This is a genomic window from Candidatus Methanosphaera massiliense, assembly GCF_028890305.1.
GTDB lineage: Archaea > Methanobacteriota > Methanobacteria > Methanobacteriales > Methanobacteriaceae > Methanosphaera > Methanosphaera massiliense.
The window spans coordinates 904,684-922,862 of the sequence record NZ_JARBXM010000001.1 but is presented as its reverse complement, the minus strand read 5'-3'; the positions used below and the strand labels follow the sequence as shown (position 1 = coordinate 922,862).

The 18,179-nt window shown below is 30.6% G+C and carries 19 protein-coding genes; 9 read left to right on the top strand and 10 right to left on the bottom strand.

The window, feature by feature from the left end; all coding sequences use genetic code 11:
* Window positions 1–13 precede the first annotated feature (13 nt).
* Window positions 14–886, bottom strand: coding sequence for a tetrahydromethanopterin S-methyltransferase subunit E (gene mtrE, locus OTK55_RS04430; protein ID WP_274870844.1), 873 nt, complete (start codon window positions 884–886; stop codon window positions 14–16).
* A gap of 16 nt (window positions 887–902) precedes the next feature.
* Window positions 903–1,505, bottom strand: a complete 603-nt coding sequence (mcrC, locus tag OTK55_RS04425; protein WP_274870843.1) for a methyl-coenzyme M reductase I operon protein C — start codon at window positions 1,503–1,505, stop codon at window positions 903–905.
* A 338-nt stretch (window positions 1,506–1,843) separates the two neighbouring features.
* On the opposite strand from mcrC, the gene mmp10 reads away from it, so the two are divergent.
* Window positions 1,844–3,085 carry a methyl coenzyme M reductase-arginine methyltransferase Mmp10 gene (gene mmp10 / locus OTK55_RS04420; RefSeq protein ID WP_274870842.1) on the top strand — a complete coding sequence of 414 codons (1,242 nt, stop codon included), beginning with the start codon at window positions 1,844–1,846 and terminating at the stop codon, window positions 3,083–3,085.
* A gap of 14 nt (window positions 3,086–3,099) precedes the next feature.
* On the top strand, window positions 3,100–3,831 hold the full coding sequence (locus OTK55_RS04415) for a class I SAM-dependent methyltransferase (protein WP_274870840.1): 732 nt from the start codon (window positions 3,100–3,102) through the stop codon (window positions 3,829–3,831).
* On the opposite strand, the gene cofG is transcribed toward OTK55_RS04415, so the two are convergent.
* The 4 genes from cofG to OTK55_RS04395 form a co-directional block, all read right to left on the bottom strand.
* Entirely contained in the window at window positions 3,824–4,915 is a 1,092-nt protein-coding gene (gene cofG, locus OTK55_RS04410) for a 7,8-didemethyl-8-hydroxy-5-deazariboflavin synthase CofG (protein WP_407652436.1), read from the bottom strand. The two genes, OTK55_RS04415 and cofG, sit on opposite strands and share 8 nt — an antisense overlap.
* A 63-nt stretch (window positions 4,916–4,978) precedes the next feature.
* Entirely contained in the window at window positions 4,979–5,428 is a 450-nt protein-coding gene (locus OTK55_RS04405) for a DUF2120 family protein (RefSeq protein WP_274870836.1), read from the bottom strand.
* Between the two features lie 6 nt (window positions 5,429–5,434).
* Complete coding sequence (gene mptA, locus OTK55_RS04400; protein WP_274870834.1) at window positions 5,435–6,382, bottom strand: GTP cyclohydrolase MptA; 948 nt, start codon at window positions 6,380–6,382, stop codon at window positions 5,435–5,437.
* A gap of 228 nt (window positions 6,383–6,610) precedes the next feature.
* The gene (locus OTK55_RS04395; protein WP_274870833.1) at window positions 6,611–7,120 is read right to left on the bottom strand and encodes an Lrp/AsnC family transcriptional regulator; all 510 of its coding nucleotides are present in this window, start codon (window positions 7,118–7,120) and stop codon (window positions 6,611–6,613) included.
* A gap of 547 nt (window positions 7,121–7,667) precedes the next feature.
* On the opposite strand from OTK55_RS04395, the gene OTK55_RS04390 reads away from it, so the two are divergent.
* Window positions 7,668–8,360 (top strand): hypothetical protein, encoded by a 693-nt coding sequence (locus OTK55_RS04390; protein ID WP_274870832.1) that lies wholly within the window; start codon window positions 7,668–7,670, stop codon window positions 8,358–8,360.
* Window positions 8,361–8,497: 137 nt separating this feature from the next.
* Here the strand turns inward: OTK55_RS04390 and OTK55_RS04385 are convergent, their stop codons facing one another.
* The gene (locus OTK55_RS04385; RefSeq protein ID WP_274870831.1) at window positions 8,498–9,670 is read right to left on the bottom strand and encodes a tRNA (guanine(10)-N(2))-dimethyltransferase; all 1,173 of its coding nucleotides are present in this window, start codon (window positions 9,668–9,670) and stop codon (window positions 8,498–8,500) included.
* Between the two features lie 325 nt (window positions 9,671–9,995).
* Here OTK55_RS04385 and OTK55_RS04380 point away from each other — a divergent pair, with 325 nt between their 5' ends.
* On the top strand, window positions 9,996–11,090 hold the full coding sequence (locus tag OTK55_RS04380) for a DegT/DnrJ/EryC1/StrS family aminotransferase (protein ID WP_274870830.1): 1,095 nt from the start codon (window positions 9,996–9,998) through the stop codon (window positions 11,088–11,090).
* 58 nt (window positions 11,091–11,148) lie between these two features.
* Window positions 11,149–12,012, top strand: a complete 864-nt coding sequence (locus OTK55_RS04375; RefSeq protein WP_274870829.1) for a TIGR00269 family protein — start codon at window positions 11,149–11,151, stop codon at window positions 12,010–12,012.
* On the opposite strand, the gene OTK55_RS04370 is transcribed toward OTK55_RS04375, so the two are convergent.
* From OTK55_RS04370 to comB, 3 genes are read right to left on the bottom strand one after another with little or no spacing between them, the layout of a single operon-like run.
* Window positions 12,007–12,222: a DUF1922 domain-containing protein gene (locus tag OTK55_RS04370; RefSeq protein WP_274870828.1), complete on the bottom strand. Its 216-nt coding sequence runs from the start codon at window positions 12,220–12,222 to the stop codon at window positions 12,007–12,009. The two genes, OTK55_RS04375 and OTK55_RS04370, sit on opposite strands and share 6 nt — an antisense overlap.
* A gap of 30 nt (window positions 12,223–12,252) precedes the next feature.
* Complete coding sequence (locus tag OTK55_RS04365; protein WP_274870826.1) at window positions 12,253–13,542, bottom strand: TraB/GumN family protein; 1,290 nt, start codon at window positions 13,540–13,542, stop codon at window positions 12,253–12,255.
* Window positions 13,543–13,567: 25 nt separating this feature from the next.
* The gene (gene comB, locus OTK55_RS04360; RefSeq protein ID WP_274870825.1) at window positions 13,568–14,275 is read right to left on the bottom strand and encodes a 2-phosphosulfolactate phosphatase; all 708 of its coding nucleotides are present in this window, start codon (window positions 14,273–14,275) and stop codon (window positions 13,568–13,570) included.
* A gap of 194 nt (window positions 14,276–14,469) precedes the next feature.
* Here comB and OTK55_RS04355 point away from each other — a divergent pair, with 194 nt between their 5' ends.
* From OTK55_RS04355 to psmB, 4 genes are all read left to right on the top strand, one after another.
* Window positions 14,470–14,991, top strand: coding sequence for a hypothetical protein (locus OTK55_RS04355; protein WP_274870824.1), 522 nt, complete (start codon window positions 14,470–14,472; stop codon window positions 14,989–14,991).
* A complete protein-coding gene (locus tag OTK55_RS04350) occupies window positions 14,976–15,884 on the top strand; it encodes a methanogenesis marker 7 protein (RefSeq protein WP_274870823.1) in 909 nt (302 codons plus the stop codon). Before OTK55_RS04355 ends, OTK55_RS04350 begins: the two co-directional genes overlap by 16 nt.
* Window positions 15,885–16,136: 252 nt before the next feature.
* Complete coding sequence (locus OTK55_RS04345) at window positions 16,137–16,994, top strand: Mrp/NBP35 family ATP-binding protein (RefSeq protein WP_274870820.1); 858 nt, start codon at window positions 16,137–16,139, stop codon at window positions 16,992–16,994.
* Window positions 16,995–17,324: 330 nt separating this feature from the next.
* Window positions 17,325–17,945: an archaeal proteasome endopeptidase complex subunit beta gene (gene psmB, locus OTK55_RS04340; RefSeq protein ID WP_274870818.1), complete on the top strand. Its 621-nt coding sequence runs from the start codon at window positions 17,325–17,327 to the stop codon at window positions 17,943–17,945.
* Window positions 17,946–18,179 lie beyond the last annotated feature (234 nt).

The following is an 18,179-nucleotide window of genomic DNA, read 5'->3' as shown; positions in this document are numbered from 1 at the left end:
TTTTATCTCCAATTTATTTTTCATATTCTCCATATATAGAACGAGACCTACGTTCTAATAAGTAATTTAATCCTAATATTAGTAGAACTATTATAAATCCTACAACTAATCCTATTTGTACTCCGAAAACTAGGAATATCCAAAAATTAAGGAATATAATTATTCCAAAACAAAGCCCTGTTATTGGTCCAGCAAATTTAGAACAGAATTTAACTACATCCAATGAATTTCTAGAACCTAATGAATCTCTTGTTGTTATATCACCATTAACAGATACAGGTATTCCTGAACCATACTTATGATGTTGATATAGTTTTTCAGCACCATAGTGAATATCTCCAACAGCAGACCCGATAGAACCTAATGAAACACCTAATAACAATGTTGCAATAGGTAATGTTAATGGAATTGCTGGTTGTAAGACGTAAATCATTAGATAAGCTAGTGTTGTAATTGAAAATAAGTTTATGAAAGCATGTGCTGCAGCTACAGGAACATGTTTATATATGACATCCATAAACAATGGTTGATTATATAATGCTTGACTTGTTATACGTCCCATGTATGAAGTAACTGAAAAAATAGCTTGTATTATTGTTGTTATAATAGTTGCTAATAATATTGACAATAGTACTGGTTGATTTATTTGTAATAATACATAAGTAATAGATCCAGCTATAGTTGCCATTGTACCAACAAGCAATGGTTCTCCAGATACTGCTCTGTTAAATAATTTATGTAAATTACCTACCTGTGGTGCTAGTTGAACCTGAGAATTTGGATTACTTGTTGATGCTACATCAGATTCCAAATCCTCAAACATACCAGCTAAGATTGCTAAAAATCCCATCAGAGTAACTAAACATAGATTATATACTATATCCATATTCGTTACCTCTTCATTAATACCCATACTTTTCAATTGTATTTTCAACTTTATCGATTATTTCATCTAATTTTTGTTGAGTACAGGATTCTCCACGAATTACATCAGTTATTAATTCAACAATTGTTCCCTGTGTTTCTGGTTTTTCAGGCATTACAGCAGCAGTTTTAACTCCAATTTTTGCAAAATCTTCAAAGTCAACAGGATACTGTGAAATAATTATAACAGGTTTGTTAATATTTTTCAGTACGTGTTTTGCCTTATAAATAATATGATTTTTTACTCCGCCAAAGTGTATTAACACTACTTTATGCCTACCCATCTGTGAAATTTCTTTAGGTGTAACTCCAAATAGACCGTTACCTCCACCAGTAGGTGTGTCTCTAGGAACCCCTGAACCAGCATTAAGAACTAAAGTACTGGTTTGAATATTAGCCTCTCTTAATGCAAAAGTAATTTCACAAACTGGTTTTGTAATATGTCTACGACCTGGTGACATAGCCACAGCTAACAAATCATCTCCACATTGAGCATATGTTCCACGCTGTGCTATTCCACCACCTTCACCTATTCCTCTTGTTTCCCTACAATCAACAATATGAGTACTTTTTCCAATCATTTTAATTACCTTAAATTAATTTTTAATGTGATACATTATTATAATATATATAATTATATACGTAGCATAGATTATATTTTTTTAATTTAACTCTAGAATTCATGAAATAAAAATGATATTTTTATCAACAATTTTTAAGTTTCAAATAATAATGCTTAAACTCAATGAAAAAAAGACTTATCCATACATTATGAAGTAAATACTATAATAAACAACTATTTGTCCCTATTTTCAGATTATATTCCTGATACGAAAATAAATAATTCTTGTTTTAAATTAAATTATTTTTATCAAACTTAACAATATTATTAAAATACATTACTAATAAATAATTACTTATGCAAATAATGGCCGATATTGGAGGAATACCTGGTAAAAACTGTAGAGGTTTTTGTGAATATTGTTATTTTAAAAATGTTAGAGATAAGAAGATACTAGGCTGTAAAAACTGTCCGCCAGGACAAATAGGTTGTCCTCATTGTACCACTGATACAAACATGAAACGAGACTATCTACAGCCATTTAATGTACTGGCATCATTACAAAACAATATTTTTCAAACAGAACTCTCAAGAGACACTATGGTAAACATTACTGGTGATGGTGATGTTAGTTGTTATCCTCATTTATTAGAATTATCAAAAGGAATACATGACATGGGATTTCCAATACACCTGGGATATACTAGTGGTAAAGGTATAGATGACCCTGATCTTGTGGATAAATTAACCAATAATGGAGTTATCGAAACTACATACACTGTTTTCTCCACAGATCCTGTATTAAGAAAGAAGTGGATGCATGACCCGACACCTGAAGCATCAATCGAAGCACTGAAAAGATTCTGTGAAACCTGTGATGTTCATGCTGCTTCAATAATAATACCTGGAGTTAATGATGGTGAAGAACTAGCAAGAACATGTGAACAACTAGAATCATGGGGTGCTAAAGCATTAATATTAATGAGATTTGCAAATACAAGAAATCAAGGACTAATCCTGAATAGTGACCCTATAGTTCCTGGTGTTAAACCCCAGCCAATACAAGAATTTGAACAATTAGTAAGAGACACAGCACGTGAATATAATTTAAGAGTTACAGGAACTCCTGTATGTGACCCAGAAACAGATGCTCCTTATGCAATATCAAAAGATAAAAATAAAGAATACCTGGATATTCTTACAAAAATAAGAGCCGAGGCCACAATAATTACTAGTAAAATATCAGCACCATACATAGAAAAAATACTGACAAATCTGGAAGCAACAGACTATGTCAATGTTATAGGAACAGAACAAGAAATTGCATGTCTAATTACAGAAGAAGACTTGAGAGCAATTGACTTAAATGAAGTTAAAGATACTGTGATAATTCCTGGAAGATGCTTTGTACATGATTTGCGTGCAGAGGAAATTTTCAGACGTGATGGAAATTTCCGTCTTATTCATAGAGGACCAGACATGTTAACTGCTGATGGAGAAATGAGTGGAACATTAACAAAGAATGATGTTCTTAAACAGGAATTAATAGCATTTGAAGATTTAATTGAATTAATAAATTACATGGGCGTACATAGATAAATAAAGGTAATCATATGAAAGGTAAAGTAATAGGCGATATATTGGTAGTAAAAAAAGTACCTGATAATTTAGATGAAATACTAAAATTACCTTATATCAATAGAGTAGTAAAATTAGGACAAATACATGGTCAGAAAAGAGAACCAGATATTGAAATGATTTATGGTGAAGGTACAGAAACTATCCATAAAGAAAACTATTGTAAATTTAAAATAGATGTTGCCAAAGTAATGTGGTCTAAGGGAAATACTGGTGAAAGATTAAGAATGAGTAAGTTACCTGAAAGCGATGAAACTATCATAGACATGTTTGCAGGTATTGGATATTTCACAATTCCAATGGCTGTACATTCTAAGCCAAAAAAGATTTATGCTATTGAGATAAATCCAAATTCTTATGAATTTCTCTGTGAGAACATTAAACTAAATAAAGTAGAAGACATAGTCGAACCAATACTCGGGGATTGTGATTTACAGGATTTTGATCATGTTGCTGACAGAGTATTAATGGGATATATTGGTAATACAGAGGATTACCTTGATAGTGGTATACACTATTTAAAAAAAGGTGGAGTATTACATTATCATGAATCAACTCCAGAGCCAATTTTATTCACAAGACCTGTGGAAAGAGTTAGAAAAGCTGCTGAAAAACAGGGCAGAAGTATAAAAGTATTGAATAAGCGTAAAATTAAAAAATATTCACCAGGTGTATATCATACAGTTGTAGATATACAAATTAATTAATTTCAATTCTTTTTTGAAGTTTTAATGCTTTTTTTAATATATTTTCATTTAAATATTTTTCATTGATGTATTTCTTGTATACTGGTAATCTTTCTTCTAATTTAAAGTTTATACTGTTTAGTTCTCTTTCCAGTTCTGTGATTTTAGGCCATGTTTCGTCAGGATTAACGTAGTCTTTAGTTATTGGTGAAATTCCACCTATATCATCAGCTCCGACTATTGTAAATATGGACATTAATTTTTGATTAAGATTTGGTGGTATTTGTATACTTACATCGGGAAACATTATGTGTGCTAGTATTGTTAGTTTTATTAATTCTGTTACTGGTGGCTCTGGATAGTTTTCCATTGCAATTCCTGTTTTTGGTTTGAAATTTTGTATTATTATTTCTTGGATGTGCTGGTATTTATCCTGTATTTCTCTTATCTTGAATAATGATTCTATGTGGTCATCCATAGTTTCTCCGATTCCTATTAATAGTCCTGTTGTGAATGGTATGTTTTCTTTTCCTGCATCTGTTATATATTTGATTCTTTTTTTAGGATTTTTTCCTGGACTGTCTTTATGTGCTACTGTTTTTAGTAAGTGTTTATTTGTTGTTTCTAACATTAATCCCATTGATGCATTTACCTGTGATAATCGTGCTAAATCCTCACGTGATATTATGCCCATGTTAGTGTGGGGTAATATGTCATAGTTGTCTAGTGTATTTTTTGATAGTTTGTATACATAGTCTACCATTGTTTCACAGTTGTATTCTTTTAGTTTTTCTTGTACTGGTTCTGTTTTATCTGCTGATTCTCCAAAGGTGAATAGTGCTTCTGTACAATCATATTTCACGCCTTCTTCTATGATTGTTTTTACTTCTTTTTCATTCATTAACAGATAATCGGATTCTTCTGGTGTTTGTTTAAATGTGCAGTACCCACAATTATTATTACAGATGTGTGTTATTGGTAGAAATACATTACGTGAATATGTAATATTTTTATTAGGCCTATCTTGATTGATTTTTTTTATTATGTCAAGTATATCTATAACATCTAATTCTAGTATTTTTTTAGCTTCATTTTTTGATATGATAGAATTCATAAAAATCACGTTTATATGTAAATATAATATAATGATAAAAAAAGAGGGAAGAATTTATTTTTCTAGTGGATGTACTTTGACAACCATTGCTTCTACAAACATTGGTCCAACTCCAGATTTATCCATCCACATTACAACATAAGTTGCTATATCCTCTATTTCTCCTACAAGATAATCTGCTTCAAAGCCTGTTATCTCAAATGTATGTTTTAATTTTTCAATTCCTGCAATTCCATGAGATTCATCAAAGACGTCAGTTGTTTTTCTAAACGTTGCATCAACTTGATCAGTTAATACTCTTGCTTTTTCTGAGTTAACCTGTACCTTTTTTATACCTAAGTCTTTGAATAAATTATTTAGTTTTGGTAATATCTCTTCAGGTTTTAGTTTATGTTCTGCTTTTCCTCTGATTATCATTGCCTCAGGGTTATGAACTACTGGTCTTGATCCCTTGAATGCGCCTAGGTAGTCCATAATTTTTCGTGATAATTCCATTACTTCCATTTTATTTTACTCCTGCATGTTTTCCTGTCTTAATTCACCAAATGATGCTACTTTTTCTGCAAATGCGTTGTGTTGGTGAATACTTTCCTGGTTTACTTGTCTTATTGTAACCATTGAATTATCTGGTAAATTAGGATATTTGTTTAATAAACCAATTACCATGTTACGTACACAATCTTCCACAAATACAGGGTTTTGATGTGCATTAGTTACTATTCTATTTTCATCTGGTCTTTTTAATATTTCACATACTGGTGAACTCATAGATTCCTGTATGATACTTATTAAATCATCAACGTTAACTTCTTGATTCTCAGATACTTCCAGTAATATTGTACCAATTCCCCTCTGATTATGTGAAGCAAATGTAACTGTTTTTAATACTTTTTCAGTTGTTTCTTTATCTAGGAATTCTAGTAATTTTTCTTTTGAATCTTTTTCTACTGATTCCTGTGCACATGGACATACTGTCATTCCTACTACTTCAGCTCCTATCATTTTTTTAACGTTTATTGTTCCATCCTCGTTTTTATGTGCTACTGCTCTTGAAATGATTTGTGTTGTTTCCTGTGTTTTCTTTTTTGTTACTGGTGATAGTTTGTTTATTATATATTCACTTTTTGCTTCTGTTTCTGCATTAACTGCATATTCATGTTTTTCAAGTAATTTTTTTACTAGATTTGCACATATTGTTTCAATATGTATTTCTGGTTCATTTGTTGCTTCATCTACTATTTCTGATATTGCCTCAGGATTTCTTGACATGTGTACTCCTTTTTGAGTACTTGGTAAATCTACAAATGCATCAAATGTTGGTAATAATATTATTGGACGCTTATTACCACTGCGTTCTATCTTCAATAACTTCTTAACACCTGTAACACCAACTCTTGTTAATGAAATAGGTGCAGATGGTTGTTTATCCTGTGTATCTGGAAATTCAGGAACTGACATTATCTAAACTCCTCTCCTCTTAAGTTCTTAAAAAATAATAATTTTCTACTATAATCTATTATTTGATATTTATCATATTCAAATATAACCCATTCCCAAAAAAAAATAGATTTTAAAAAAAAAGAAATGGCATTCCCTAAAAAAATTGTAAAATATTAACTACTATAAATTAAATTAATTACAAAAATTAGCTATTAATTAAAAAAAAAGATAAGTAAAAAAAAACGATTAATCCTCAAAATTAATCATAGAGGTATTTAATTCCTCTTTAACTATATTTAATACAGTTTGAGTGTAAGATCTAATTACAGTATCTTCTTTTAATAATAATTTAATAAACTTGTTAAGTTCAAATGTGTTTCTAAACTTAGCTATAACTATACCGTCAAATTGTCCGGTAACATCATAAACTGCTAATAAATTATCTTTAAATTCCTCTTTATCAGTTAAAAAGGATACTGAACCTCCTTTGATTTCTAATCCTATTATAGCTGTAAGAGTATAACCTAGTTTTTCATGATTAATTACTGGAACAAATTTATTAATTATACCTGTTTTTGTTAGTTTATCTACCCTGTTATGGACGGTACCTACTGAAACACCTAATTCTCTTGATATTTTCCTATAAGATTTACGGCCATCATCGCTTAATAATTCCAATATTTTTTTATCCAAATTATCCATAGATAGAGCTAAATTTTCAGGTTCTTCCTCAAAAACATTATATTCTTCCTTCATGATTTACCACAGCTCTTATTTTATCTTAATCTTTAATAAATAATTGTATATGTTGTTTTTTATTCCAACAAGTATTTTAAAATTATTTAAAAATAAAATTAGAATACTAATTTAAATTTTTACAATTATCGTTACTCTTATTATAACTATCACTATTTATATACTTTTTTAAAAAAATGAACAATTTTATAAATTATGTAAATTATTTTCAAAATATTTCTAATGATATAGAACAGATTTTATAAAAAACTATGATAAATTACAATTTTTAATAATAATCCTGGATTTAATAAAACGAATAAATCAAAGAAATTCAGAGTATTAACTAAAAAAAATACATATAATCGTCCTAAATTATGAATAAATTATAATTTAATCTTTGATAAATCCATAGCTAGTTATACTTAAAATAACATTTGAACAATAACTAATTCCAATCTAATAAAAAAAATATTTTAAATTACCATAATATTAAAAGGTTTAAAAAAATATATATTAACTAAAAGATTATTGATATTTAATCTAATTAAGAAAATGGTGAACTTTAATGAAATGGTATGCAGGATTTATAATTATCATTGTTCTATTAGTAGGTATCGTATTTGTCGCATCAGAACAAACGTCTGATGATGTTCAACCTCTAGGTCGACTTGCATTCGTAAAAATTGCAAATCCTGATATGTATCCAGGTCACGTTCATGCAAATTTATTAGCACAATATGCAGAGGAACGTGGCTCTAAATGTGCAATTGTTATACATTACGCGGGAAGTTCAAATTATAGAAATTTCATGAATGGTAATGTGTATATTATCGAAATGGCATTCATGGATACTGCTGGAGCTCAAGTAAATATTGACTGGGGACAAGTACTAGATTATGGTATTAATGGAGTTCCTGATGATAAATGGAACTATAAAGTAGATGGTCAAATATTCGATAATTATGATGATGCATGGGCACAAGTAATGACTATGGCAAAAGACCATGGACAGGAAGGTCCAATACCAATGGTATGGCACGGAACTGTACGTCAGGGAAGTATATTTATAAACCCTGGATGTGGATTCCCATTATATTACCAAATCTGTTGTAAACAATTCGGACACTTTAGTGGAGCAGTTCATGCACTGACAGGATTCCTATTCCCATACTTCAATAATCCATATAGATCATATGAGATACAGCATGCATCAGAATTACAATATTATTACACTCATAACATGTTAAATTATGAATAAATAATATTAATGAAAAAATAATTTCTACTAACGAAAAAAAATAAACATATTAACCTTCCTTCTTACTTTTTTTGAAAGAAAATTAACTTATGCTATTTTAATAAAAAAAGAGTATTTAATATTAGAATTAATAAAACTTATACATCATTACCTAGTTTTTCTTCTTTAACATCTAATATTAATTGTTTTAATTCCTCTAAAGGCATATCTGTTCTCATACCAGTTAATTTAAAGTGTGTTCTTGATATGAAATAACCTCTCTTATCTATTTCATCAATTACATCATTTATCTTAGGAGAACTAATTTTTAAATTCTTACAAATCTTATGAATATCATAGAATGTAACAGGACCATCTGCTTCATCATAACATTTATGGAATAATTTTAGCAAGTCATCTTTTTTATTTAATTTTAAGGACTCTGCCATGTTTATCATTCCTTCTAAAAATTCCTTATCCCATATATCACCAAGCCATAATGGACCAGCAACATTATATTTAGCTCCACATATAGGACAATTTTCAGGAATACTTGGTGCATATCCATGTATTGTTTCTCTGTGAAGACACTCTGGACAATGAGCAATAAATCCAATATTATCCAATGACTGATTAGTCTTCTTACCCCCACGTTTAACTATAGCATATATTCTCATATAATGCTCTGTACTATGTGAAAACAGGATGTGTAAATATTTCTGATTAACTGCAAGATTTCTGGCCATTGCTGCTGCTAGAATTCTAATACCATTTTCATGACAATATTCAGTTTTCTGAGGTTCAGCACCATATTTTCTAAGACAAGGATCATGATATGTTCCACATAATGCGGATGTATCAGTAGCACTAATACATATTAATCCACCGGGTCTTATATTAGCTGCTGTAGATTGTAGAAACATGGCTGGTGTACCAAATGGATCAATATCAACAACATCAAACAATCCCTTATTAGATTGTAGTAATATGTTAGCATCATTTTTTTCAACTTCAACATTAGAAATATCATTTAATTCCATGTTACTTCTTGCTATTTCAACTGCAAGAGGATTTACATCCCCTACAACAACATGGTTAACGCCTGGTATCTCCTTGGAATATCTTGCACCTCTAATACCAGTACCACCAAAGGCGTCGCATATACTAATATCATGGTCTACCAGTTTTCTATACTGATTTATTACAACAACAGATATGTCTCTATTCATTTCCATTACAGGATTATAGAAAACAGGAGCCTTTGCTGATACTTTTTCAAAATCAGGCACTTCTATTTTAACTAATCCTTCTTCAATTATATGTGTATCCATTAATCTTACATCCTATAAAATATTTTAAAGTAATATCATGTATTTTCAATAAAATTCTAATATTGTTATATTTATTTAACAAGGATAATAAAAATTAAGTAAAAGATTTTTATCTATATTTTGATTATATTTTAAAAATTTAGAGTAGATTATATAGGGAAATAAAAAAATTATTATAGATTAAATTAAAAATAATAATACAATAATTAATTTTCATTAATAGATTTTTATTTCAACATAATAATAATCTAAAAAATAGGATATAAAGAATTATTTTCATAATTAATTAAGTACTTATCAATTATATACTAAAAGAGACGATAATATGATTAATATAGCAAAACCAATAATACATGATGAAGAAATAGAAGCTGTGACTGAAGTATTGAAATCTGGAATGTTAGCACAAGGCCCAAAAGTAGACCAGTTCCAGAAAGAGTTTGCAAAATTCGTAGAAGCTGGATATGGAGTTGCAACAAGCTCCGGTACAACAGCACTACACACAGCACTAGTTGCAAGTGGAATAAAAGCAGGTGATGAAGTAATAACAACACCATTCACATTTGCAGCAACATCAAATTCAGTATTATATACTGGAGCAACACCAGTATTTGCAGATATAGACCCAAAAACATTCACATTAGATCCTGCTAAAGTAGAAGAAGCAATTACAGATAAAACAAAAGCAATACTACCTGTACACTTATATGGACAAAGTGCTGACATGGACCCTATACTTGAACTAGCAGAAGAACATGACTTAACCGTTATTGAAGATGCAGCACAAGCACATGGAACCACTTACAAAGGTAAAAAAGTTGGAAGTCTTGGAGACTTTGGATGTTTCAGTTTCTATCCAACAAAAAACATGACCACTGGTGAAGGTGGAATGGTCACAACTAATGATGCTGACCTTGCAGAAAAAGCTGGTATGGTAAGAGCTCACGGTGAAAGCAAAAGATACGAACAATCCTTATTAGGATATAATTATAGGATGACAGACATAGCTGCAAGTATAGGATTAGTTCAACTAAAAAGAGTAGATGAATTCAACAAAATCAGAAATGAAAATGCAGCATATTTATCTGAAGGATTAAAAGATGTTGAAGGCATAACTACTCCTGAAATAGCAGATTATGGTACACACGTATTCCACCAGTACACTATTCGTGTATCAAAAGACAGAGATGCATTCAGAGACTTCCTAACTAAAAATGAAATAGGAACAGGAGTTCATTATCCAATAGTATTATATAAACAACCATACTACCAAGCACAAGGATTTACTGGAAACTGTCCAGAAGCAGAACTAGCAGCAAGTCAAGTAATTTCCTTACCTGTACATCCATCATTAACAACTGAGGAACTTGACACAATTATTGAAACTGTTAAAAAAGGTTCTGAAGAATTATTACAATAAACTCATCACCCTCCCTACTTTTTTTCTTTTATTCAATTAATAGGATAATGTTTTAACTATGAAAATAGAACAAGAACAATTTAATAAATATGTGAAAGATAATGTATTTAAAACCCTGAATGATTATAAACTCATAAAAGATGATGAGAAAATCATGATAGGTGTTTCTGGTGGAAAAGACAGTATACTGACATTACATATGTTATGCCAGTACAGGTTAGAATCAGATATTAATTTTAGTATTGAAGCAGTTTGTATTGATGAAGGTATCTGTGGATACAGAGAGCATGGTATACGCTCAGCAAAAGAAAACTGTGAAAGATTAAATGTGCCATTAACCATTTATTCATTTAAAGATGAGTGGGGTTATAATTTAGATGATATTCATGACATCTATAAAAGTACATGTATGCCCTGCGGAGTTTATAGAAGATACTTGTTAAATAAAATTTCAGATTCACATAATTGTGATAAAATTGCTACAGGTCATAACATGGATGATGAAATTCAATCTTTTCTCATGACCTTTGCAAGAAATGATAGAAATAAATTTCCGAAGTTTTCACCAGTACTTGACCGTATCCACGAGAATATGGTACCACGGATAAAGCCATTATGGCAGTTACCTGAGAAGGACGTTGGACTTTGGTGTGTTATAAATAATATTCCTATTCATGATGAGGAATGTCCCTACTCAGTCACTTCTCTTAGAAGTGATGTTAAATTATATCTTAATAAATTAGAGGAAAACCAGAAGGGTATTAAGCGTAATATATTTAATTCATTTAAGAAGACATTTCGTCTTCCAACAAAACAAGTACACTTAGATAAGTGTGAAATTTGTGGTCAGCCTACAGCTCAAAGTCCATGTAAGGCTTGTAAGATGACTAGAGAAATAATAGAAAAAATGAGTGATTTATAATTGGTCTGCAGTTCTAAATATAGACCCACCATATATTTCTTCTTGCATATCTTGTACAGCCATTGTTGCTTGTCTTGCTGTCTCTGCAGTTTTTAATATTCTTCTTTTTTTAACGTTCAGTGTTTTTCCACATGGACATTTTTTTGTTTTTGTATCTTCTTTTGAGTATAGTACTCTTCCACAGTCACACCTGTATATTAGATATGCCATTATATCACCATCCCTTTATTTTAATTATTTTTAGAATATTGCTTGAAGATATGGCAGGAATACATTGTTTAATGTTATTAGAAATCCTATTGTACATCCTATGTTTGTTCCTAGCACAACTAGTATTACTCTGAATAGTTTATTATGCCATAAATCACTGAATGATTCAAAGTTTGATAGTTCTTCTAAGTCTTTGAATCCCACATGTCTTAGTTTTCCTTCAACTATTCCTGAAAACCATCCTGCTGCCAGTAGCGGATGTATTACTGTTACTGGTGCTACCAGCATTGCCACTATTGCTGATTGTATTTTTGATCCTGATAGTAATGAGCCTATTAGTGCTCCTCCTCCAGCAAATATTAGGTAATTTATTATTCCACCCTGTATATTTATTCCATTTATAAATGCTAATCCAAATACTACAATAAATAGCACTGGTATTGAGTATAGTATTATCTGGATTATAGAGAATCTTGACTCCTTTACCTGATCAATTGACTCAATGGGGGGTATCGTGCCTGGCTGGTCTAGGTAGGTTAGTATACCATTTTTATGTCCTGCTCCTACTACGGCTACTACGTTCTTATCTTCTAAACTTTTTAGGTTATATGCCATATATGCATCTCTTTCATGTACTAGAGCATTGTATCCTCCAGGAGATGCTTCTTTGAAGTAGTTCATTACCTCTTTTATTGTATCATCTTGTTTTAGCTGTTCTACTTCTTCTTTGAATGCTTCCTCATCTTCATCATCACCCAGGAAATAGGATGTTATTAGTTCCCATACGAATGATAGTTTTTCTCTGAAGCTCATTCCATTAATTGTACGTTTTAGTGTTATCTGAATATTCCTATCGATTAGTGCTAAATCTGCATTTACTTCCTGTGCTATATGTGCTGCTTCAAGCATTTCTGATCCTGGCTTTACTCCCACTTCTTCCCCCATTTGTTTCTGGGCGTGTGATAGAATCAAGCTTACTATTGTCACTGTTAGATTTGATGATTTGAGTAACTGTTTTAAATCAAATTTTTGTTCTCTTTTTATTCCTCTTTCTTCATCCAGTAATCCTTGATATCTTCCCAGGTCTAATTCTATTGCTACAATTTCTGGTTTTTTCTCATGTATTGTTTCTCGTACTTTGTCTATACTTTTATCGGATATGTGTGCTGTTCCTACTATTTCTAGTGATGGTTCATGTATTGGTTCTATAGTTTCTTCTTCTGTTTCCTGTGTTGCTGGTGTGTTTTGATTGAAGCGTATTATTGGTGGTTGTCGGAATATTCTTTGATTTAAAGGGTTAATATTTTCTTCTTCATTCATTATTATCACATAATTATTGAGCGTTCTAATTTTCTAGTTTGGTTATTTCATTGTTCCTGTATATTGGTACTGTGTCCAATTCATTTACTAATGTGCATATTTTTATATCTTCTATGTAGTCTAAGTCTCTTAGTATATCTGCACTGTTTGATGAATTTATAAGGTCTTTTGCTATAAGATAATCACTTGATATCATTTTAGCTACCTGAGCAAATTCTGTTAGTTCTAAATCTATATCTTCTTCTATTGCTAATTTAATCATTTCATTAATGATTATTCCTGCTCCCAAACAGTCTTCTATTGTGAATTTTCCATGTCTTCCAGCCATTATTATGTCTATTTCTTCATCAGCCATGTTTAGTGCTGTTTGTGCTACTGCTTTTGCATTTATTGCAGATCCTATGAGTATCTTAGTTTTCTCATTTTTTCCCAAGTTTTCCAGAACTTTTGTTCCATTTGTTGATTTTAGTATTAGTGTGTCATCTGTGTAGTCTTGTATTTCATATGGTGAATTAGATACGTCAAATCCATCTATTTTTATTATCTTTTTTTCACCTGCTAGTATGGCATGGTATTTTTCTTTCAATTCAAAAGCTGATTCAATAGTATTTACTGGTATTACTCTATTGAAGTTGTTTAGTGCTATTGTTATTGTTGTACTTGCTCGTAGTAAGTCAACCATTATTGCTAAATCACTGGTTTCAGAATTATATAAGCTTACGTTTACTTTCATACGTACCACCTTTTAAATTGATATTATTATATTATTATCTTTTTTCTTCATTTTATTTTTTTAGGATTATTATATGTATTTTTTATTAATATATAAACGTATAATAGGATTATTAGATTTTATTGTAAGAAAAAGTAATAGTGATAAGAATTATAATATTTAATTAAGAATTTAAATTAAAAGAAGTATTTAGTATGAAAATTATAACAACACCAATGTGTGAAGATATTCTGAAAATGTCTGGAATAACTGATTATACTGTAGTTAAACCTTCAGAGATTAGGGATGCTGATGTGGCAATTCTTTTATCTGAGACAAAGTGTGATATTCCGGTGATTCCTGTTAAATTAAATACTTATCCTCAGATATTTGATAATATCTTCATGCTAAGCGATAAATTTGGTACTGATGTTGATGAGAATGCTATTATCCGACTTAAGAATTTAAATAAGAATAATTTGAATAGAAAGAGATACAGGAAGGATATTCTGGTTAAAGTGTATAGTGATTTTCTTAAGGATACCTTGTTAGACATGGGTTTTACTCTTGTTGATGAGGATTATGATTATGTTGTTATGCCTGATTATATGGATATAAATGTGGAGGGCGATAATGTTATTATTGTTCCTTCACATAAGAATGTATCAAGAAGTATTATTAAACGTGTTAATAAAAGATATGAATTTCTGGAGAATGAATTATGTATGAAACAATGACTTATACTGGTGGAGTCCACAAACATTATGAGATGGAAGAGTTGATTGAGGATCTTGGTGGATTTATTTTACAAAAGAATGCATCACAACTTGATATTACATTAACTATAGCTGTTCCTGCAGAGGACACTGGTAAAATTAAAGATAAGGCTAAGGATTTACTTGGTGATGTGGAGCTTTCTCCTTTAGCTAGTACTGAGATTGCTGTTGTATCTCCTACTCTTGCACGTCAGCATTTACCTCATGCTGCCTGTGATATTGCTGAGTATCTTAGACGGTATGGTACTAAGACTAATATGATTGGTCTTGCCCGTGGTGCTGGTAAGGGTATTTCACAGATTAGCAAGCGTGAGAAGGATTTAATTGAGGAGCATGACCTTGCAATCTTTTCATTAGGTAGTTTTGAAGACTGTATTCGTAAGAAGAAATTCTTATTTGAGGATATTGATATTCCTGTTATTGTAACTGGTAGTCCTGAGATTCCTGCAGAAGAGATTAATGCTAATGCTTATGTTGCTGGTTTTGGCCGTATACCTAGAAGGTTGAAACGTGGGGAGAATATCCGTGCTCTTAGAAAACTTGTTTCTACTGCTGAGGATATTATTTCTAAACAGAAAGAGGATCTTAATGATGACCCGTTAATTGTTTCACCTGTTATTACTAAGATTGCTTTGGAGAGGAAGGTTCCTGATGTTGCTCATATTAATTCTCCTATGAGTATTGTTAGTCAGCTTGACGGTGTTCGTGTAAAGTTACCTTATGATGAGTATCATGATGAGATTAGTGATGTTATGGTTGAGGATTATCGTTTAGGTGATATTGCTGAGATTAAAAAATCTAAGATGTATGATCATACATTAGTAAAAATACTTCCTGAGAGTTCTATTTTATAGTTTTTCGGGTTTTTCTTTTTCTTTTTTTTATTTTTTTGTTTGTCTGTTTGTGTTTTTTTATGCAATAACAGGTATTATTCGTTTTATTCAAAACTAATTTTTATGATTGATAATGATTAATTTTATAAAACAGCAAAAGCATAAAAATTATTATAGAATATATAAAAAAATAAGACAACGATAAATTAAAATACTTAGCTAAAAAAAACTTATATTCTATTATCATTTTTCAATATAAGGAGTTATAAAAAAATGGCACATGAACATGGAGCTGGATTATCCGAAGAAGATAAGAAAGCTATAATGGAACAAAATATTAATATAACTCGTAACTTATCACACATCAAATATAAAATAGCAGTTATGAGTGGTAAAGGTGGAGTAGGAAAATCCACTGTTGCTGTTAATTTAGCTCAAGCATTTAATGCAATGGGATTAAAAACAGCATTATATGATGTAGACATTCATGGACCTAACGTACCTAAAATGTTAGGAATAGAAGATAAAAAACTAAATGTAAAAGGAAACAAGTTAATACCAGTAGAAACAGATGACGGTATACTTGTTGCATCCATGGCATTTCTAATAGAAAACACAGGTTCACCAATCATATGGAGAGGACCACAAAAAACAGGTGCAATCAAACAATTAATATCAGATGTAGCATGGAGCAATCTTGATGTTATGATATTTGACAACCCACCGGGCACAGGAGACGAACCACTAACAGTACTTCAGATGATACCAGACCTTGACGCAGCAGTAATGGTAACCACACCAAGCTCAGTATCAGAAGAAGATGTAACAAAATGTGTAACCATGACAAAAATGCTACACATAGATAAAATAGGTTTAATCGAAAATATGTCCTACTTCGAATGTCCACACTGTAACGAGAAGATTAACCTCTTCGGAGATACAAAAGGAAAAGACTTCGCAGAAGCAATGGATGTAGATTATCTGGGAGATTTACCATTCAGAACAAGTGTATCTGAATCAGCAGATAAATTCGACCAACCTATTGTTAAATCAGAACCTGAATCTGCAGCAGCAAAAGAATTCATGAAAATTGCAGAAACAATTAAAGAAAAATACATGACTAAAGACTAATACATGTATTAACACTTCCCCCCCCCCACTTTATACTTTTTCTATAAAAATCATACTAATTAAGAAATAATTGTTTCATAAATTTATTTCAAGAAACATTTTAATAACCAAAAGTATATAAAATAAAATTAATAAACTATTATCGTAAAAACAAATAATAAAAAAATAATAAAAAAAATTTAATGTATAATAAATGAAATAAAAAAACAAAAAATCATAAGAAAAAATGTTATTATTATCAAAAAAATTATTTCATAAAACAATACATTAAAAAAAAAATAAAAATAATAAACAAATCACAAAAATATGAAAGAAATGAGGTGTAAATCCATGAACGACACAGACAAAAATATGAAAGGAACAACAACAGTAGGATTTGTTTGCAAAGACGGAGTTGTACTAGCAACCGAAACCAGAGCAACCATGGGAAGCCTAGTAGCAAATAAAAATGCAGACAAACTCTTCCAACTAGATGATAAAATAGGAGCAACAATCGCAGGAACAGTATCACACGCACAATCACTAATGGACATACTCAAAGCAGAAATATCACTATACAAACTAAGAAACGAAAAAGAAATGTCAATAGACTCATTAGCAGTACTAACAAGTAACATCCTAAAATCACAACCATTCTACGTACAAACAATTGTAGGTGGAGTAGACAAAAAAGGACCAAAACTATACTCCATGGACCCAAGTGGAAGCTACATAGAAGACAAATGCATATCCACAGGATCAGGATCACCATACGCACTAGGAGTACTAGAAGACAGATACAATGAAGACATAACCGTAGAAGAAGGAAAAGAAGTAGCAATAAAAGCAATAACCTCAGCAATGGAAAGAGACGTATACTCCGGAAACCACTACAGACTAGCAACAATAACAGAAGACGGAATGAAAATATACACCCGAGAAGAAATAGCACAAATAAAAGAAAACATGTAAACACGAAAAAAAATATAACCCCCACCACTACCTTTTTTCTAAAGAAAAAAAATACCAACATCTAATAAAAATTATACTAATTAAGATAAAACAATTATATATAACAACAAACAAAGTTATTATTAATTATTTTTAACATGTAATTCTACAAAAAATAGCCAACATAATAACAATTTTTTTTAAGTTATGATAAACTCACAAATACTAATTATAGAGATTATCCAAAAATCAACT

Coding starts and splice junctions, on each gene's coding strand:
- OTK55_RS04385 (WP_274870831.1), bottom strand. CDS start 9,670: ATGGATACACATATAATTGAAGAAGGATTAGTTAAAATAGAAGTGCCT.
- psmB (WP_274870818.1), top strand. CDS start 17,325: ATGAACGACACAGACAAAAATATGAAAGGAACAACAACAGTAGGATTT.
- OTK55_RS04380 (WP_274870830.1), top strand. CDS start 9,996: ATGATTAATATAGCAAAACCAATAATACATGATGAAGAAATAGAAGCT.
- OTK55_RS04415 (WP_274870840.1), top strand. CDS start 3,100: ATGAAAGGTAAAGTAATAGGCGATATATTGGTAGTAAAAAAAGTACCT.
- mcrC (WP_274870843.1), bottom strand. CDS start 1,505: ATGATTGGAAAAAGTACTCATATTGTTGATTGTAGGGAAACAAGAGGA.
- OTK55_RS04390 (WP_274870832.1), top strand. CDS start 7,668: ATGAAATGGTATGCAGGATTTATAATTATCATTGTTCTATTAGTAGGT.
- OTK55_RS04350 (WP_274870823.1), top strand. CDS start 14,976: ATGTATGAAACAATGACTTATACTGGTGGAGTCCACAAACATTATGAG.
- OTK55_RS04405 (WP_274870836.1), bottom strand. CDS start 5,428: ATGGAAGTAATGGAATTATCACGAAAAATTATGGACTACCTAGGCGCA.
- comB (WP_274870825.1), bottom strand. CDS start 14,275: ATGAAAGTAAACGTAAGCTTATATAATTCTGAAACCAGTGATTTAGCA.
- mptA (WP_274870834.1), bottom strand. CDS start 6,382: ATGTCAGTTCCTGAATTTCCAGATACACAGGATAAACAACCATCTGCA.
- mmp10 (WP_274870842.1), top strand. CDS start 1,844: ATGCAAATAATGGCCGATATTGGAGGAATACCTGGTAAAAACTGTAGA.
- OTK55_RS04355 (WP_274870824.1), top strand. CDS start 14,470: ATGAAAATTATAACAACACCAATGTGTGAAGATATTCTGAAAATGTCT.
- OTK55_RS04395 (WP_274870833.1), bottom strand. CDS start 7,120: ATGAAGGAAGAATATAATGTTTTTGAGGAAGAACCTGAAAATTTAGCT.
- OTK55_RS04365 (WP_274870826.1), bottom strand. CDS start 13,542: ATGAATGAAGAAGAAAATATTAACCCTTTAAATCAAAGAATATTCCGA.
- OTK55_RS04370 (WP_274870828.1), bottom strand. CDS start 12,222: ATGGCATATCTAATATACAGGTGTGACTGTGGAAGAGTACTATACTCA.
- mtrE (WP_274870844.1), bottom strand. CDS start 886: ATGGATATAGTATATAATCTATGTTTAGTTACTCTGATGGGATTTTTA.
- OTK55_RS04375 (WP_274870829.1), top strand. CDS start 11,149: ATGAAAATAGAACAAGAACAATTTAATAAATATGTGAAAGATAATGTA.
- OTK55_RS04345 (WP_274870820.1), top strand. CDS start 16,137: ATGGCACATGAACATGGAGCTGGATTATCCGAAGAAGATAAGAAAGCT.